The organism is Pelomonas dachongensis (genome assembly GCF_043555865.1).
In the GTDB taxonomy this organism is placed as follows: Bacteria; Pseudomonadota; Gammaproteobacteria; order Burkholderiales; family Burkholderiaceae_C; genus Pelomonas; species Pelomonas dachongensis.
In genome coordinates this window covers 875,590-892,012 of sequence record NZ_JBIGHY010000001.1, presented here as the reverse complement: position 1 = coordinate 892,012, position 16,423 = coordinate 875,590, and the positions used below count along the sequence as shown (strand labels likewise).

14 protein-coding genes and 1 pseudogene are annotated in these 16,423 nt (G+C 69.0%); 9 read left to right on the top strand and 6 right to left on the bottom strand.

Annotation, left to right across the window (positions count from 1 at the left end):
* The first annotated feature begins 82 nt into the window (after positions 1 to 82).
* Positions 83 to 1,573: an MORN repeat-containing protein gene (locus ACG02S_RS04255; RefSeq protein WP_394469183.1), complete on the top strand. Its 1,491-nt coding sequence runs from the start codon at positions 83 to 85 to the stop codon at positions 1,571 to 1,573.
* 90 nt (positions 1,574 to 1,663) lie between these two features.
* Here ACG02S_RS04255 and ACG02S_RS04250 read toward each other — a convergent pair whose 3' ends face one another.
* Positions 1,664 to 2,020: an H-NS histone family protein gene (locus tag ACG02S_RS04250; protein ID WP_394469182.1), complete on the bottom strand. Its 357-nt coding sequence runs from the start codon at positions 2,018 to 2,020 to the stop codon at positions 1,664 to 1,666.
* Between the two features lie 276 nt (positions 2,021 to 2,296).
* Between ACG02S_RS04250 and ACG02S_RS04245 the strand changes: the two genes are divergently transcribed.
* From ACG02S_RS04245 to ACG02S_RS04235, 3 genes and pseudogenes are all read left to right on the top strand, one after another.
* Complete coding sequence (locus ACG02S_RS04245) at positions 2,297 to 2,641, top strand: PRC-barrel domain-containing protein (RefSeq protein ID WP_394469181.1); 345 nt, start codon at positions 2,297 to 2,299, stop codon at positions 2,639 to 2,641.
* A gap of 324 nt (positions 2,642 to 2,965) precedes the next feature.
* A pseudogene (gene ligD, locus ACG02S_RS04240) lies at positions 2,966 to 3,948 on the top strand (non-homologous end-joining DNA ligase).
* 129 nt (positions 3,949 to 4,077) lie between these two features.
* Positions 4,078 to 4,623, top strand: coding sequence for a hypothetical protein (locus ACG02S_RS04235; protein ID WP_394469180.1), 546 nt, complete (start codon positions 4,078 to 4,080; stop codon positions 4,621 to 4,623).
* 134 nt (positions 4,624 to 4,757) lie between these two features.
* Here ACG02S_RS04235 and ACG02S_RS04230 read toward each other — a convergent pair whose 3' ends face one another.
* Positions 4,758 to 5,780, bottom strand: coding sequence for an IS30 family transposase (locus tag ACG02S_RS04230; RefSeq protein ID WP_394469179.1), 1,023 nt, complete (start codon positions 5,778 to 5,780; stop codon positions 4,758 to 4,760).
* A gap of 56 nt (positions 5,781 to 5,836) precedes the next feature.
* Positions 5,837 to 6,088 (bottom strand): hypothetical protein, encoded by a 252-nt coding sequence (locus ACG02S_RS04225; protein ID WP_394469178.1) that lies wholly within the window; start codon positions 6,086 to 6,088, stop codon positions 5,837 to 5,839.
* Between the two features lie 206 nt (positions 6,089 to 6,294).
* On the opposite strand from ACG02S_RS04225, the gene ACG02S_RS04220 reads away from it, so the two are divergent.
* The 5 genes from ACG02S_RS04220 (at position 6,295) to ACG02S_RS04200 (ending at position 13,103) form a co-directional block, all read left to right on the top strand.
* A complete protein-coding gene (locus ACG02S_RS04220; RefSeq protein WP_394469177.1) occupies positions 6,295 to 6,669 on the top strand; it encodes a response regulator in 375 nt (124 codons plus the stop codon).
* A 97-nt stretch (positions 6,670 to 6,766) separates the two neighbouring features.
* Entirely contained in the window at positions 6,767 to 10,225 is a 3,459-nt protein-coding gene (locus tag ACG02S_RS04215; RefSeq protein ID WP_394469176.1) for a response regulator, read from the top strand.
* 139 nt (positions 10,226 to 10,364) lie between these two features.
* On the top strand, positions 10,365 to 11,183 hold the full coding sequence (locus ACG02S_RS04210; RefSeq protein WP_394469175.1) for a CheR family methyltransferase: 819 nt from the start codon (positions 10,365 to 10,367) through the stop codon (positions 11,181 to 11,183).
* Between the two features lie 139 nt (positions 11,184 to 11,322).
* Complete coding sequence (locus tag ACG02S_RS04205; protein WP_394469174.1) at positions 11,323 to 11,919, top strand: chemotaxis protein CheB; 597 nt, start codon at positions 11,323 to 11,325, stop codon at positions 11,917 to 11,919.
* Positions 11,916 to 13,103, top strand: a complete 1,188-nt coding sequence (locus ACG02S_RS04200; protein WP_394469173.1) for a hybrid sensor histidine kinase/response regulator — start codon at positions 11,916 to 11,918, stop codon at positions 13,101 to 13,103. Before ACG02S_RS04205 ends, ACG02S_RS04200 begins: the two co-directional genes overlap by 4 nt.
* An 18-nt stretch (positions 13,104 to 13,121) precedes the next feature.
* On the opposite strand, the gene ACG02S_RS04195 is transcribed toward ACG02S_RS04200, so the two are convergent.
* The 3 genes from ACG02S_RS04195 to ACG02S_RS04185 form a co-directional block, all read right to left on the bottom strand.
* Complete coding sequence (locus ACG02S_RS04195) at positions 13,122 to 13,721, bottom strand: YdeI/OmpD-associated family protein (protein ID WP_394469172.1); 600 nt, start codon at positions 13,719 to 13,721, stop codon at positions 13,122 to 13,124.
* Between the two features lie 7 nt (positions 13,722 to 13,728).
* Positions 13,729 to 15,912, bottom strand: a complete 2,184-nt coding sequence (locus tag ACG02S_RS04190) for an ATP-binding protein (RefSeq protein ID WP_394469171.1) — start codon at positions 15,910 to 15,912, stop codon at positions 13,729 to 13,731.
* A 72-nt stretch (positions 15,913 to 15,984) separates the two neighbouring features.
* On the bottom strand, positions 15,985 to 16,413 hold the full coding sequence (locus tag ACG02S_RS04185; RefSeq protein ID WP_394469170.1) for a VOC family protein: 429 nt from the start codon (positions 16,411 to 16,413) through the stop codon (positions 15,985 to 15,987).
* Positions 16,414 to 16,423 lie beyond the last annotated feature (10 nt).

Here is a 16,423-nt window from a genome sequence, read left to right as displayed (position 1 = left end):
GCCGCCAGATGTAACGGCTGAACCTCGGCCGCGGCGTTTGCTGCGTTATTGGGTGTACCCATCTGCCAAGAGGACACCCCCGATGAACACCAAGCAACCCCGACGCCACGTCGCAGCCCTCCTCGCGCTGCTGCTCGCATCGACCGCCCAGGCCCAGTACGGCGACGCCTATCACGCGCCGGACAGGCTCAAGCTGCAGCAGATGGCCGGCCAGCGCGCCCGCCAGCAGGCCGACGAGCACAGCGCGCGCATCCGCGACGCCAGCAGCCGGCCGAAGGCTGCGCCGGTGATGAACTTCGGCAGCGGCACGAGTTGGGCCGACAGCAGCGGCATGGAGGCACAGCGCGAGGCCGGTGCGCGCATGGAGGCCCGCGAGCAGGCGTTCCAGGCCAAGCTCAAGCGCATGGAGACGCTGATCGCCCAGCGCGGCCTGCAGCGGCGCGCGCAGGACCACGCCGGGCTGGTTTCCGCGGCCCTCGATGCCGGCCACGATGCCTACTGGGCGAGCCGCACGTTCGGCACCAACCCCGCCGACTACGCCGACCGACTGGCGCGCGAGCAGCAGAAGGCCACGGCCCGCGCCTTCAGCGGCAGCACACGCGCCAGCTGCCAGGACGGCTGCAGCGAGACGCTGCGCGTGGCCGGCGGCCACCACTACGACGGCCAGACGCTGAACGGCCTGCCGCAGGGCACCGGCACGCTGGTCTACGCCGACGGCGGCACGCTGCAGGCCCAATGGGCAGCCGGCCGCGCGAGCGGGCCCATCCGCCTGCAATACGCCAACGGTGACGCCTACGAGGGCGGCTTTGACGGCGACCGCTTCAGCGGCACCGGCCGCTACACCTACAAGAGCGGCAGCGTCGACAGCGGGCGGTACGCGGCCGGTGAACTCGACGGCCCGGCCGAACGCCTCATCATCGGCAGCGAAGGCTCGCGGGAGTTCAGCCGGGGTCGCTACAAGACGGGCGTGCCGGTGGGGGTGCACGAAAGCACATTCGAGAACAGCAAGCGCAAACGCATCGTCGAGGACTTTGACAACCCGGCAGCAAGCCGCGCCGAGTGGGTCGACGGCAAGGTCTTCGTGGGGGTGATGAAGAACGGCGTACCGGTCAGCGGCACGCTGACCTATGCCAGCGGCATGAGCTTCGCCGGACTGTTTCACGCCAACGGCGCGCCTCGCGCCGGCCTCTTCACCGGGGCCAATGGCGCGTCGCAGTACGGGAACTTCAGCGACGCCGCCAAGCGTCACGGCTACGTGGCGTTGAGTTACGCGGACGGCAGCACCGCCGAGATCATGCACAGCCACAACGCCTGGGCCGGCCCCATCCTGCGCACGCAGCCCAACGGCGACGTGCTCAGCGGGGTGACGACGCGGCCGGGCTTCCTGGTCTGGGGCGTGCTGCGCCACAGCGGTGGCGACGCAGCGGCGGCGCGGCCGGCGGCGTTGACAGAGCAAGGCCAGCTGGTGATGCTGCCTGAGTCCGACCATGCCGCAGCACGTGAAGCCGCTCGCGCCAGCGCCGAAGTCATCACCACCGAGCGCGAGAGGCTGCGCCAGCTGCTCGGCGCGTGAGCTTCAGATGGCGGCGGGCAGTGACGTCAACGTCATGCGCCGTGGCCGTCTCAATCGCTGCACATCGCAGCGGTCGGGTTCGGCATCGCCTCAGCGAGAAACCAGCAGATCCTCGGCCTGCTTGCCTGCGGCCAGGGCGTCCTTGAACCAGTTGGGGCGCTTGCCCACGCCGGACCACGTGCGGCCCGCGCCATCGGTGTACTTGGCGACGCTCGCCGGCTTCTTCGCCGCAGCCTTGCGGGTCTTGCTGCCTGCGGTGGCCGCGGCGCGCTTGCGGGTCACGCGCTCGCCACCGGCGCCGAACAGCTCGTCCGACGTGATGCCGTAATGCGTGATCGCCTCGCGAATGCGCGCAATGACTTCGCTCTTCTCGCGCTCGCGCAATGCATCAGCCTGTTTCTGCAAGCTCTCGATCTGCTTCAACAGGCCTTGCAATGATTTCGCCATTCGTGTTCTCCGGTCAGGGTCAATTGGAATGACGCGATTCAATCACAAATGACTCGTTTCCGAATCGAATCTGCGCGCCCGCGAATGCGCCAGTGGGCGAATGCGCCTTTCGAATGGAATGACCCGACTGCGTCGGCTCGCACCTACAGGCAGAGAGCGCACACCCCGACCCACCCTGCGGCGCCCGCAGCGCACATTGAAGGCCCGGTGCCCCCCCCCCCCGGCCATCGGCCTTCTTCCCGATGCGGTGCACCGCTCAACTTGACGGAGATCTTCATGTCCTACCCCACCATTTCCTCTTCCAAGGTCGAAGGCACCAATGTCTACAATCTGAACGGCGACAAGCTGGGCTCGATCGACGACCTCGTCATCGACAAGCGCAGTGGCCAGGTCCGCTATGCCGCGCTGGAGTTCGGCGGCTTCCTGGGCATGGGCACGGACCGCTATCCGCTGCCCTGGACCATGCTGAAGTACGACACCGACAAGGACGGCTACGTGGTCAACATCGACAAGGCGCAGCTCGACAAGGCGCCGCGCTATGCCGAACAGGACGAAACGCCGACGTACACCGACGAGTACGGCCGCAAGGTGTACGACTACTACGGCTTCCCCTGGATGTGACCATTGACCCCTCGCCTGGTCGCGCCGCGCTGAACGCCGGCGCACCCAGTCGAGCCCCCGAAGGGAGTGCGATGCTCGCGGCACTGAGCCCCGAGCACATCGCCTCAGCCGGGCCGGGTTGGGAGCGGCACTGCGCTCGGCCCGCAACTTTGCGTGCCCGTGGGGTCGGGCTGCCGACATGAAGCCCACTGACGCGCTGCAACGCCAAGCGCGATTTTTCCGCGACACCTGAGCCTGCGGGACGCACCACGCGCCAGTCTTGCCGGTCTCAGAGCGCACTCCCGCTCGTCATCCAGAGGTGGCCTCGGCGAGTAGACGCCTGACGTGCACATCCGCCACGCGAGATGTCGCGGGGTTCGCAACGACAAGTCGGCGCGGGCCATCACGCGCGAGCAAGCCGCACCTCCTACTGCGCCGACGCCGACGCCGTCCGCGCGCAAGACCGGCACCGCCATCATCCACCCCGACCGCGTCATTGACGCCTCCACCGGGCTGCGCAAGATCGACCTGGTGCATTACTACCAGAGAGTGGCCAACCGGCTGCTGCCGCACCTGAAGCAGCGCCCGGTATCGCTGGTACGCGCGCCGCGCGGCATTGCCGGGCAGCTGTTCTTCCAGAAGCATTCGGAAGCGCAAATGCCCGGCGTTGCCGAGCTGGACGCGGGCCTGTGGCCCGGGCACGAGGCGCTGCTGTGCATCGCCAAGCCCGAGGGGCTGGTGGGCGCAGATGAACGTCGTCGAGTTCCACACTTGGAACTCCACCGTGCGCCACATGGACAAGCCGACCGCCTCGTCTTCGACCCCGGCGACGGCGTCACCTGGCCGCAGCTGCAGCAGGCTGCGCAGCTGGGCACGCGCTGCTAGACGAGCTGGGCCTGCAGAGCTGGCTGAAGACCAGCGGCGGCAAGGGGCTGCACATCTTCGTGCCGCTGTCGCCGCGGCGCGAGGCGGACGCCTGCAAGGCCTTCGCGCACGCGGTGGTCAGGCACATTGCCAAGCAGCTGCCGCAGCGCTCCGTCGCCAAGAGCGGGCCGGCCAACCGCGTCTGCAAGATCTTCATCGACTACCTGCGCAACGGCCACGGCCAGACGACGGTGGCCGCGTTCTCGGCACGTGCACGGCCGGGCATGGGCGTGTCCATGCCGATCACGTGGGCACAGCTGGACGACCTGAAAGGCGGCGGGCACTGGACCGTGAAGACCGCGCGCGACTACCTTTCATTCACCGGCGGTACCGACCCGTGGGCCGATTACTGGCGCTGCCGGCAGACGCTGACGGCGGCATTGCGCCTGCTGGCATCGGCCTGAGCACTGCGGCGTTGTCCGACGCCGGCGGCAGCGTGGCGCCGACAAGCCGCGCGGCGTTGCGCTTCTAAGCTTCCCTTCGGAACGACGCACAAGCGTCACCACCAGTCAAACAACCCCAAGGAGAGACCCATGACCCGATCCAACGCCCCCCGTCTGCTGTGTGCCCTGCTGCTGGCCGGTCTGGCTGGTGCCGCCTCGGCCAACCTGAGCCAGCCCGTCTACTCGACTGCGAAGGACGAGGTCAAAGCGATGTTCAAGGCCGAGCACGACAGCTGCGACAAGATGTCGGGCAACGCCAAGGACGTTTGCCAGGAGCGCGCGAAGGGCCACGAGAAGGTGGCACTGGCGCACCTGGAGTACCAATACACCGGCAAAGCCAAGGACCGCAACGACTACCTGGAAGCGCGTTACGAGGCCAAGTACAAGATCGCCAAGGAAGCCTGCGATGCCAAGTCGGGCAACGAGAAGGATGTCTGCGTGGCTGACGCCAAGGCCGCGCACGACAAGGCCAAGGCCGACCTGAAGGCCAACAAGAAGGTGGCCGAAGCCCAGAACGACCAGATGGAAGCCAAGCTGAAGGCCGACTACAAGGCAGCCAACGAGCGCTGCGACTCGCTGAGCGGCAACGCCAAGGACAGCTGCCAGGCCAGCGCCAAGGCACGCTACTTCCAGTAAGGATGACCCGGGCCGCTTGCGCGGCGGCCCGTGCCAGCATGAACAAAGCCCGGTGCCTTTCCGCACCGGGCTTTGCTGTTTGACGTTGTGATGAAGGGCGGTTTCAAATCCCAACTGCAATACAGGCGTAGCGGTCAGTGAAGTGGTGAGGAAGGAGATTCTTGCAGCGCCTGCATGATAGCCCGGAAGCGCTGGAGCGGGCTGTCCCAACCCAAGCGGTTGCGAGGTCGGTTGTTGATCTCGTCGGCGATGAAGTCGAGCTGTTCTTGGCTGTGCACCGACAAGTCCGCGCCCTTGGGCAGGTACTGGCGGATCAGCCCGTTCGTGTTCTCGCAGGCGGCCCGCTGCCAAGGGCTGTGGGGGTCGCAGAAGTACACCTTCACGCCGGTCCTGCGCGTCAGCTCGGCGTGGCGCACCATCTCGCGCCCCTGGTCGTAGGTCATCGAGCGGCGCACCGGCTCTGCGATGTGGCTGAGCTTGTCAGTGAACGCCGCCAGCGCGCTCGCCGCCGAGGCATCCGGCATCTTGGCCAGCAGCAGCAAGCCCGTCGTGCGCTCCACCAGCACTCCCACAGCCGAGCGGTTCATCGCGCCCTTGATGAGGTCGCCCTCCCAGTGCCCAGGCAGCGTGCGCTCGTTCATCTCGGGCGGGCGCACGTGGATGCTGACCATGTCCGGGATCTGGCCTCGGCGGTCGTCGCCGGCGCTGCGAGGCCGGCGCGTGTTCTTGGCCTGGCGCAGGCACTTGACGAGTTCGCGACGCAACTCGCCCGCAGGCTGGGCGTAGATTGCCGTGTAGATCGTCTCGTGGCTGACGTGCATGTCGGGCTGGTCCGGGAACATGCGGCGCAGTGTGTCGCTGATCTGCTGGGGCGACCACTGGCGGCGCAGGCCCGCCTGGACGACGAGCCACAGCGACTTCAGGGGATGCAGCTTGGGCCAGGGGCGCTGCTCAATGCGGCGCTGCGCGGCCTGAGGCTTGGCACAGTCTGCGGCGTAGCCCTGCGGGCCGACGTTGCGCCGAAGCTCGCGGCTGAGGGTGGAGGCACTGCGCGCGAGCACTTGCGCGATGTCGCGCAGGCTTTTGTTTTGAAGGCTGAGTGCGGCGAGCGTCACGCGCTCTTCGGGTTGCAGTTGTTGGTAGCTGGGGCGGGGCATCGGGTGACCTTACCCGCTCCGCTTATGTTGCACTTCAGACTTGAGACCGCCAAGATTCAGCGCAGTTGCGGCGCCGCCACGACCTGCCCGGCTGCGACGGCAACCGCCGCGGTCGCTTGACGCGCGGACGCAGCATGCGGCGCCGGCTGTCCGAACGTGCGGCGCACCTCGGCACTGTGGCGGATGTGATCGTTCAGGATCACGACGAACCCGCCCAGCAGCAGCGCCGCGACGACACCGGCGGCCACCAGCGTCATCCACAGCGGCGGGGCATGGTGGGCCAGTTGTCGGTCGATTTGCGCGTTCATGTGGAGCCTCCAGAAAACGGCGTCTCGCCGCTGAAAGGAATATGCGCAACCACGCGGTCGGCGCCCATCCGCGCACGCCGCACCGCGCTGTAGGACGAATGCCGTCGTTGGCACGGTGCTTGCTGACTCGGTTACAAGCAGTGTCGAAACCGCATCGGGAACGTCTTGCACCGCATGGGGCGGCAAGCACGGCTAGAGGAGAAACCATGGCAACCACCACAGAGGACTTTCGTGTCGTGCTCGTCGACGACGACGTGGACACGTGCGAGACCTTGAGCGAGTTGCTGAAGTTCGACGGCTACAGCGTGCGCGTGGCCACCACGGCGCAGGACGCGATCCAGGCCGTCAACGAGTACCAGCCCGTCTGCGCACTGCTGGACCTGGGCCTGCCTGACTTCGACGGCTGCGAGCTGAGCAAGCGCCTGCGCGCGGCGCACGGGTCCGACCTCGTGCTGATCGCCGTGACCGGCCGCAGCGGCGATGACGAGCACAACCAGGCTCTCGCCGCTGGCGTCGACCATGTGCTGTGCAAGCCGCTGACGCTGGAGCGGCTGCGGCGGTTTTTTCCGCCGCTGAACTGAATTACCGGTAAATTTTGCCGAACAGCACGTGCTGCTGGACGGATGAACTTGCCTGCGCGCCGCCAGCGCCCGGCCTCATAACAACAGGGACGCCCCCGTGAACGACACCGGCTCCACCAACGCTGCCCTCTTCCAACGCATCCTGACCCGCAATCTGGCGCTGCCGCTGATGATGGGCGTGCTCAGCGTGGTCCTCTTCGTCGGCCTGCTGACCTACCTGTTGAGTCTGCTGAGCTGGGTGGACCACACGCAGCGCGTCATCTCCAAGGCGCAGGAACTGACGACCATGGCGGCCGACAAGGAAACCGGCATGCGCGGCTTCCTGCTCAGCGGGCAGGAGTCATTTCTGGCGCCCTACGCCATCGGCCGCGCCAACTTCAGTGCCGAGCTGGAGAACAGCCAGGATCTGGTGAAGGACAACCCCGCGCAGGTGGACCGCCTGCGGCGCATCGGCGCGCTGGCCAAGCGCTGGGATGATTTTGCGGACGAGGGCATCGCGATGCGGCGCCGTGGCGAACCGGTGGAGGAGTACATCCGTACCCAGCGCGGCAAGCAGCTGTTCGACGAGATCCGCCGTGAGCTGCGGATGTTCATGGAGGCCGAGGCACGCCTGCTGCGCGAGCGCAACGAGGAGGGCCGCACCGGCACCTGGACGGCCGTGGCCGCTTACATCACGGTCCTGCTGGTGTTGAACAGCCTCATCGCCTGGGGCGGGCGCCGCGACATCCGCAACCTCTCGCAGTCCTATGACGTGGCGCTGGCCGGCACACAGCAGTCTGCGCTGGAGAACGAGGAGCGTGCCTGGCTGCGCGGCACTCAGATGGATCTCGCCGCCGAGCTGGCCGGAGAACACGCTCAGTCCACCATCGGCCAGCGCACGCTGGACTTCCTGGCCGGCCGAGTCGGCGCCGTGGTGTCGGCCGCCTTCACGCGCGGCGAGGACGGCCGGCTGCAGCGCATCGCTGCCCACGGGCTTGGCAATGGCAACGTAGCGCTGCTGGACCCGGAGAACGGCCTGGTCGCGCAGGCCTGGCGCGATGCGCGGCTGATGTCGCTGCCGGGGCTGGAGCATGACTACCTGAAGGTGGCCACCAGCCTGGGCGATACGCACCCCGCCGAGGTGATGCTGGTGCCCGCGCTGCACGAGGGCCGCGTCAACGGCATGCTGGAGCTGGGCTTCACACAGCCGCCCGATGCACGCACGCGCACGCTGCTGCCGCAGCTGGGTGAGGCCCTGGGCGTGGTGCTGGCCGCGGCGCGCTACCGCGAGCGCCTGCAGCGCTCGCTGGAAGAGACGCGCCAGCTCAACGAGGAGATGCAGGTGCAGCAGGAGGAACTGCGCACCGCCAACGAGGAGCTGGCCGAGCAGTCGCGCGTGCTCAGCGAGTCGCAGCTGCACCTGGAGGAGCAGCGCGCCGAGCTGGAACAGACCAACGTGCAGCTGGGCGAGCAGTCAGAAACGCTGACGCGCCGCAACGCCGCGCTGACGCAGGCCCAGGCCGACCTGCGCGAGAAGGCCATGGACCTGCAGCGCGCCAGCCGCTACAAGTCCGAGTTCCTGGCCAACATGAGCCACGAGCTGCGCACGCCGCTGAACAGCTCGCTGATCCTGTCCAAACTGCTGGTGGACAACAAACCCGGCAACCTGACCGCGGAACAGCTGAAGTTTGCCAGCACCATCCACAGTGCCGGCCAGGACCTGCTGACGCTGATCAACGACATCCTGGACCTCGCCAAGGTCGAGGCCGGTAAGCTGGACATCACGCTGCGCCCGGTCTCGCTGCAGGCGCTGGCCGACGCCATGCGCCGCACCTTCCAGCCGCTGGCCCAGGACAAGAGCCTGGCGTTCAACGTCCAGCTCGCACCGGGCCTGCCCGACAGCCTCGTCACCGACGGCCAGCGCCTGGAGCAGGTGCTGCGCAACCTGCTGTCCAACGCAGTCAAGTTCACCGAGAAGGGGTCGGTCACGCTGATCATCGAGCCGCGCGCCGACGGCCTCGCCTTCATCGCCAACGACACCGGCATCGGCATCCCGCCCGCGCAGCAGCAGCGCGTGTTCGAGGCTTTCCACCAGGGCGACGGCGCGCTGAATCGCCGCTACGGCGGCACCGGCCTGGGCCTGTCGATCTCGCGCGAACTGGCGCGCCTGCTGGGCGGCGACATCCAGCTCAGCAGCGTGGAGGGCCAGGGCAGCCAGTTCACGCTGCTGCTGCCCACCGAGGCGCCGGCCCAGCAGCCCCTCCCGGCGCCGGACACCGCCGTGCGCGCGCTGCCGCCGGTGGCCCGGCTCGCCCCGGTGCCCGTGCCGGAGCGACTCAGCGCCGCGCCTGCCTTCGATGACGACCGCGCCGAGCTGACGCTGGACGCGCCGCCGCGCCGCCTGGCGCTGGTGGTGGAGGACGACCGCACGTTCGCCGAGATCCTGTACCACCTGGCGCACGAGATGCAGTACCGCTGCCTCGTCACCGACAATGCGCAGGACGCGCTGCACCTCGCCACCACGCACCTGCCGCAGGCCATCCTGCTGGACGTGCGCCTGCCCGACGGCTCGGGCCTGGCCGTGCTGCAGCGGCTGAAGGAAGACCCGCGCACCCGCCACATCCCCGTGCACATCGTGGCCGGCGAGGACTTCCGCGACATTGCGCTGCCCATGGGCGCCGTCGGCACCGCCATCAAGCCCACCACGCGCGAGGAGCTGGTGGGCATCTTCCATAAGCTGGAGCGCCACGGCACCGACACGGTCCGCCGACTGCTGCTGGTGGAGGACGACCAGCGCCAGCGCGAGAGCATCGCCCACCTGATCGGCGACGACGACATCGAGGTGGTGGCCGTGGAGCGCGGCGAGGAGGCGCTGCGCCTGCTGGACGAGCAGCACTTCGACTGCATGATCATCGACCTCAAGCTGCCCGACATGGACGGCAACGAGCTGCTGGCCCGCATGGCCGCGCGCGGCGCCGAGCACACGCCACCACCGGTCATCGTGTACACCGGCCGCAACCTCAGCCGCGACGAGGAAGCGCAGCTGAACCGCTACTCGCGCTCCATCATCATCAAGGGCGCCCGCTCGCCCGAGCGGCTGCTGGATGAGGTCACGCTGTTCCTGCACCGCGTCGAATCGCGCATGAGCGGCGAGCGCCGCGACATGCTGCGCACCGCGCGCAACCGCGAGCAGGTGTTCGAAGGCCGCAAGGTGCTACTGGTCGACGACGACATGCGCAACATCTTCGCGCTGACCAGCGTGCTGGAGCAGCGCGGCCTGACCGTGGAGCCGGCCCGCAACGGCGCCGAGGCGCTGGAGAAGCTGGATGCCGCCAACGGCGACATCGACCTCGTGCTGATGGACGTGATGATGCCGGTGATGGACGGTCTGGAGGCCACGCGCCGCATCCGCGCCGATGCGCGCTGGCACAAGCTGCCCGTCATCGCCATCACCGCCAAGGCCATGCGCGACGACCAGGAGCAATGTCGCAAGGCGGGCGCCAACGACTACCTGGCCAAGCCCATCGAGACCGACCGCCTGATCTCGCTGCTGCGCGTCTGGTTGCCCACTCTATGAAGCCTCTCGTCCAAGGCGTACCTTGGCCGGTCCCCCGAGGGGACGGCGATGCTTGCGGCGTTGAGCCGCAAGCACATCGCCATGACGGGCCGGCTTGGGAGCGGCCCGGCGCTCGGCCCGAATACGAGGTCGGCCGCTGATGCCCCAGACCGTGTTCGACCTGGAGGTGCGCCTGCTGATGGAGGCCATCTACACGCGCTACAACCACGACTTCCGCGAGTACTCCGGCGCATCGCAGAAGCGCCGCGTGCTGCTGGCGATGCAGAACCTGGGCTGCGACTCGGTCTCGGCACTGCAGGGTCTGGTGCTGCGCGATCCGCAGGCCTTCGCGCAGCTGCTGGAGATGCTGACCATCCCGTTCACCGAGATGTTCCGCGAGCCTGACTTCTTCCTCGCGCTGCGTCAGCAGGTCGTGCCGGTGCTGCACACCTACCCGTCGCTGAAGGTCTGGGTGGCGGGCTGTGCCAGCGGCGAGGAGGTCTACTCGCTGGCCATCATGCTGCACGAGGAGGGGCTACTGGATCGCACCACGATCTACGCCACCGACATCAACCCCGCCGCGCTGGAGCGGGCACGCCAGGGCATCTTTCCGCTCAGCGAGCTGCAGCAGTACACGCGCAACTACCAGGCGGCCGGCGGCACGGCGGGTTTCTCGCAGTACTACACGGCGGCCTACGATGCGGCACGCTTCGACCGCGAACTGGTCAAGCGTGTCACCTTCGCCGACCACAGCCTGGCGACCGACCATGTCTTCTCCGAGACCCACCTGATCTGCTGCCGCAACGTGCTCATCTATTTCAACCGCAAGCTGCAGGACCGCGCCATCGGGCTGTTCGCGCAGTCGCTGTGCCACCGCGGCTTCCTGGGCCTGGGCAGCAAGGAGAGCCTGGACTTTTCCATCCACGGCGAGGCCTTCGAGCCTGTCGCATTGCGCCATCGCCTTTTCAGGAAACGATGAGCCCCTCGTCCAAGGATTACCTTGGCCGGTCCCCCGTAGGGACGGCGATGCTTGCGGCATTGAGCCTCAAGCACATCGCCGTGACGGGCCGGCTTGGGAGCGGCCCCGCGCTCGGCCTGAGAACCAGGAGCAGCACGACATGAAATCTCGCCGCATCGAGCTCGTCGTCATCGGCGCCTCTGCCGGCGGCGTGGCTGCGCTGCTGGCGCTGCTGGCGCCGCTGCCGGCGGGGTACGCGATGCCCCTGGTCATCGTGCTGCACTTGCTGCCGCGTCACGAGAGTCAACTCGCGGCTGTGCTGACCCACCACCTGGGCCGCCCCGTGCGCGAGCCGCGCGACAAGGAGTCCGTGCAGCCCGGCGCCGTCTACGTGGCCAGCGCCGACTACCACCTGCTCATCGAGGCCGACCGCAGCTTCTCGTTCAGCGGCGACTCGCCTGTGAGCTACTCACGCCCGTCTATCGACGTGCTCATGCAGTCCGCTGCCGACGCCTACGGCCCCGCCGTCGCGGGCGTGCTGCTGACCGGCGCCAACATGGACGGCGCCGAAGGCATGGCCGCCATCCGCGCGGCCGGTGGCCTGACGCTGGTGCAACGGCCGGACGAGGCCGAGGTCGACACGATGCCGCGCGCCGCCATCGCACGCGCCACACCGGACCATGTGCTGTCGTTGAAGGGCATGCGCCGCTTGCTGCTGAAGCTGGATGGCGCCGCAACACCGGAGACGCTGCGATGACCGAGGCCGTCAAGATCCTGCTGGTCGACGACCTGCCCGAGAACCTCGTCGCGCTGGAGGCGCTGCTGCGCGACGACCAGCTCGCCATCTACACCGCCACGTCGGGCGAGGATGCGTTGTCGCTGATGCTGGAGCACGAGTTTGCGCTGGCGCTGCTGGACGTTCAGATGCCCGGCATGTCGGGCTTCGAGCTGGCGGAGCTGATCCGCGGCAGCTCGCGCACCAGCCACCTGCCCATCGTCTTCGTCAGCGCTGCGGACCGCGAGCAGTCCTACACCTTCCGCGGCTACGAGAACGGCGCCGTGGACTTCCTCTACAAGCCGCTGGACCACCATGCGGTGAAGAGCAAGGTGCGCGTGTTCGTGGAGCTGCACGCCAAGAGCCGCGAGCTGCGCCGCCAGCTGGTGGAGCTAGAGACCGCCCGCGCCGAACAGGAAAGCCTGCTCGGCGCGCTGCAGCTCGTGCAGGCCGACCTACAGCGGGCGCTGAAGATGCGCGACGAGTTCATGTCCATGGTCACGCACGAGCTGCGCACGCCGCTGGGCGTCATGGCGCTGGAGGTGGAGCTGCGCCAGCGCCGACTCGACCGCGACGACCTCGGCTGGTTCACGCGCGAGCGGCTGCAGGCCATGCTGGCCAAGGACTCGCGCCAGGTGCGCAGCATGACCCGCCTCATCGAGGACATGCTGGATATCGCCCGCATCCAGCACGGCAAGTTGTCCATCCGCCCGCGCCGAACCGACCTGGGCGAGCTGGCGCGCGCCATCGTGGCCGACTTCACCGCGCTGTACCGAGACGTGCCGCTGGCGCTGGAGGTGCAGGACGGCATCGTCGGCGAGTGGGACGACAGCCGCATCGGCCAGGTACTGGTCAACCTGCTCAGCAACGCGCTGCGCTACGGCGAGGGCCGCCCGGTCCACGTGACCGTGGCGCGTTCACCCGAGGGCCTGGCGCGGCTGACCGTGACCGACCAGGGCATGGGGATCCCGCTGGCCGACCAGCGCAAGATCTTTGAGCAGTTCGAGCGCCTGGCCGGCGCCGCGCAATCACCCGGCCTGGGCCTGGGCCTCTACATCAGCCTGCATTTCGTGCAGGCGCACGGCGGACAGATCAGCGTGCGCAGCGCGCCCGGCGAGGGCAGCTGCTTCGAGGTGCTGCTGCCGATGCTGCCACCCGGCGCCTAGCGCGACCGTCGTGCCCCCTCAGGCCTTCCTCTGGGGGTAGAAGGTCTCACCGCGCCGGAGCATCTCGATGAAGGCGTCGATCTTGCGCAGGCGGCCGGCCGGCGTCTTGATGTTGTGCATGCGAAAGGCCAGCGCAAAGCGGTTCTGCTCGGTCAGCGTGGCCAGCATGCGCTTGGCGGCGGGGTCGGCGTCGATGGCGGCCTGCAGGTCGTCGGGGATCTTCAGGCTCTTGCCACTGCCGTAGGCACGGCCCCAGCGGCCGTCGGCCTGGGCGGCCTCGACCTCGCGCAGGCCGTGCGGCGTCATGCGGCCGGCCTCGATCAGGCGCGCCACGTTGGCCACGTTGATCTGGCTCCACACGCTGCGCTTGCGGCGCGGTGTGTAGCGCTGCAGGTAGCTCGTGTCGTCCAGGCCACGCCGCAACCCGTCGATCCAGCCCCAGCACAGCACCACGTCGATGGCCTGCTTGGGCGTGATGGACGGCAGGCCCGAGCCGACCTTGTGGATCTTGATCCACACCTCGTCCTGCAGGTCGTGGTGGCGCGCGAGCCAGTCTTCAAAGCTCTGCTCGTCGGCAAACTCGTGCAGCCTGTCGGGAGCGACGATCAGCGATGCCATGGCCGCCTCAGGTGCGCGCCAGCAGCGCTTCCAGCTCGGGCAGGCCGATGGGCTTGGCGAGGTGGTCGTTGAAGCCCGCGGCCAGCGCGCGTTGGCGGTCCTCGGGTGTGCCATAGCCCGTCAACGCCACCAGGCGCAGCGCCTGCGTGGCCGGCTGCGCGCGCAGACGCCGCGCCACCTCGTAGCCGTCGATGTCCGGCAGGCCCACATCCACCAGCACCAGGTCGGGCTGCAGGTCGGCAGCGCGCTGCACGCCGCGCTCGCCCAGGTCGGTCCACTCGGCGCGGTGGCCCAGCAGTTCCAGCAACGCCACCAGGCTCTCGCCGGCGTCGACGTTGTCTTCCACTACCAGCACGCTGCGCGCGGCGCCCGGTGCGGCGCCCGGGTCATCCGCGGCCGGCGTGGCCGGGGTGTCGATGACCGGCAGGCGCACGCTGAACGTGGACCCCTGGCCGACGCCCGCGCTGGCGGCGGTGATCTGGCCGCCATGCAGCTGCGCCAGCCGCTGCGCCAGCGTCAGGCCCAGCCCCAGGCCACCGCTCTCGCGCGACGGCCCGCGCTCGCCCTGCACGAACAGGTCGAACGCGCTGCGCAGCAGCTCTGGCGACATGCCCTGGCCGTCATCGGCCACCTGCAGCAGGGCCTGTGCGCCCTCGGGCCGCACGGTCACGGCGATGCGGCGTCCGGGCGGGGTGTACTTCAACGCGTTGTCCATCAGGTTGGCAATGATCTGCTCCAGCCGCGCGCCATCGGCCTGCACCCACACGGGCTGCAGGTCCTGCGTCACGACATGTCCGGCGAGCCGGCCGTTGGCCTCGAAGGCCGCCAGTGTCTCTCGAACCTGGCCCGCCAGCTCCAGTGGCTGCTGCAGCAGCGTGATCTTGCCGGCCGTGACACGCCCCACCTCCAGCAGGTCGTCGACGAGCCGCGTCATCTGCGGCACCTGCCGGCTCAGCACGCCGGCCACGCGCGCGACCAGCTCGGGCCGGGCGGGCGCCTGCTGCAGCAGCGCCGCCGCGTTGGACAGCGAACTCAGCGGATTGCGCAACTCGTGGCCCAGCATAGCGAGGAACTCGTCCTTGGCGCGGCCGGCGGCGCGCAGGGCAGCGTCGGCCACGGCATGGTCGGCATCGCGCTGCTGCAGGCGCGCGGAGGCCTGCTGCAGCGCCGCGCACAGCTGGCGCACCTCTTCCAGGCTGCCGGCATCGGGCAGCACCAGCGGCTCGCCGCGGCCGAGCGCGGGCGCCGCGTCGGCCAGCGCCGCAATGGGCCGCCCCACACCCTTGGCCAGCCACCAGGCCAGGCCCAGGCACAGCGCCACAACCAGCCCGGACACCAGCCACAGCAGCCGCACGTAGAACAGGCTCTCTTCCACGACGGCCTTGGGCACGGCGACCGCCACAGTCCACCCCGTCACCGCCGAGCGCTGCACGGTGCGGTACACCTTGCGGCCGTCGCGCAGCGTGCCCTGCTCCCAACCCTGCGGCGGCGCAGCCAGCGCGCGCCGCAAAGACTCGCCGATGTCGGCCCCCTCGGGCAGTTGCGGCCTGCGCACGATGAGCTGGTGCGACGGGTCCAGCACCGCCACGGCCCAGTCCTCGGGGAACTGCTGCGCGACCACCAGCCGCTCGATGACCGCTGCGTCGAGGGTCGCCGACAGCACCAGCGCCACCGGCCGCGCGTCGACGATGACCGGCACCCGCACCACCACCTGCTTGCGGCGCACCGCATCGCCGTTAATCAGGCGGCCGACGACCGGCTGGCGGCGGGAGGCGGCCAGCAGCACGGACGCCGGGTCGATGGGCGCCTTCAGCGCCTCACCGGGCGGCGCGCGCAGGTTGAAGCGCAGCGCGCCCGTGGCGGCATCGGACACCAGCACGTTCAGCCACTGGGCGCGCTGCTTCAGCGCCCGCTCGGCCTCGGGCCGGAAGGACGCCACATCCCCCGCCGCCAGCGCTGGCGACCCCGCCAGCAGCTGCAGAGCCGCGATGCTGGCCTGCAGCTCGGCGTCGATGGCAGTGCTCATCGCGCGGGCGCGTTCCCACGTGCCGGCCTTCACGGCCTCGGTCTCGCGCTGCAGCAACAGCCACGTGCCGATGACACCCATGCCCGCGACCGGCAGCAGGGTGACCAGGATGAGGATGCGGAGTCGCGTTCTGAGGTACACCGAGTCGGTCGCTGCCAATGTCAAGCGGCAGCATCGTAGCTGCGCGCGTCGCGGCCTGGGGCCAGGTCTTGTCTGCCGGGACGCCGGCCCGCGGCGCTAGAAGGTGACCTTGACCGAGGCGGCGCTGCGCGTGGCCGCTCCGTGGAAGACCGCCTCGATGTTGTTGCCGTCGGGATCCAGCACGAAGGCGGCGTAGTAGCCGGGGTGATAGGGGCGCTCGCCCGGCGCACCGTGGTCGCGGCCGCCGCTGGCCAGCGCAGCCTGGTGGAAGGCCTGCACGGCGGCGCGGTCCCTGGCCTGGAAGGCCAAGTGGACGCGGCCCGTCAGCTCGCCCTGCGCCGCCTCGCTCTGCGCGGTGGAGACGAACAGCTCGTCGGCCCAGAAATAGCTGTCGCCAGTACCGCCGAGGGGAATGTCGAGCGCCTTGAAGATGGCCTCGTAGAAGCGCTGGCTGGCGGGCAAGTCGCGCACGACCAGATGGATGTGATCGATGAGACGGCCGCGATGCAGTTCATTCGTTTCCATGGTCGCTCCT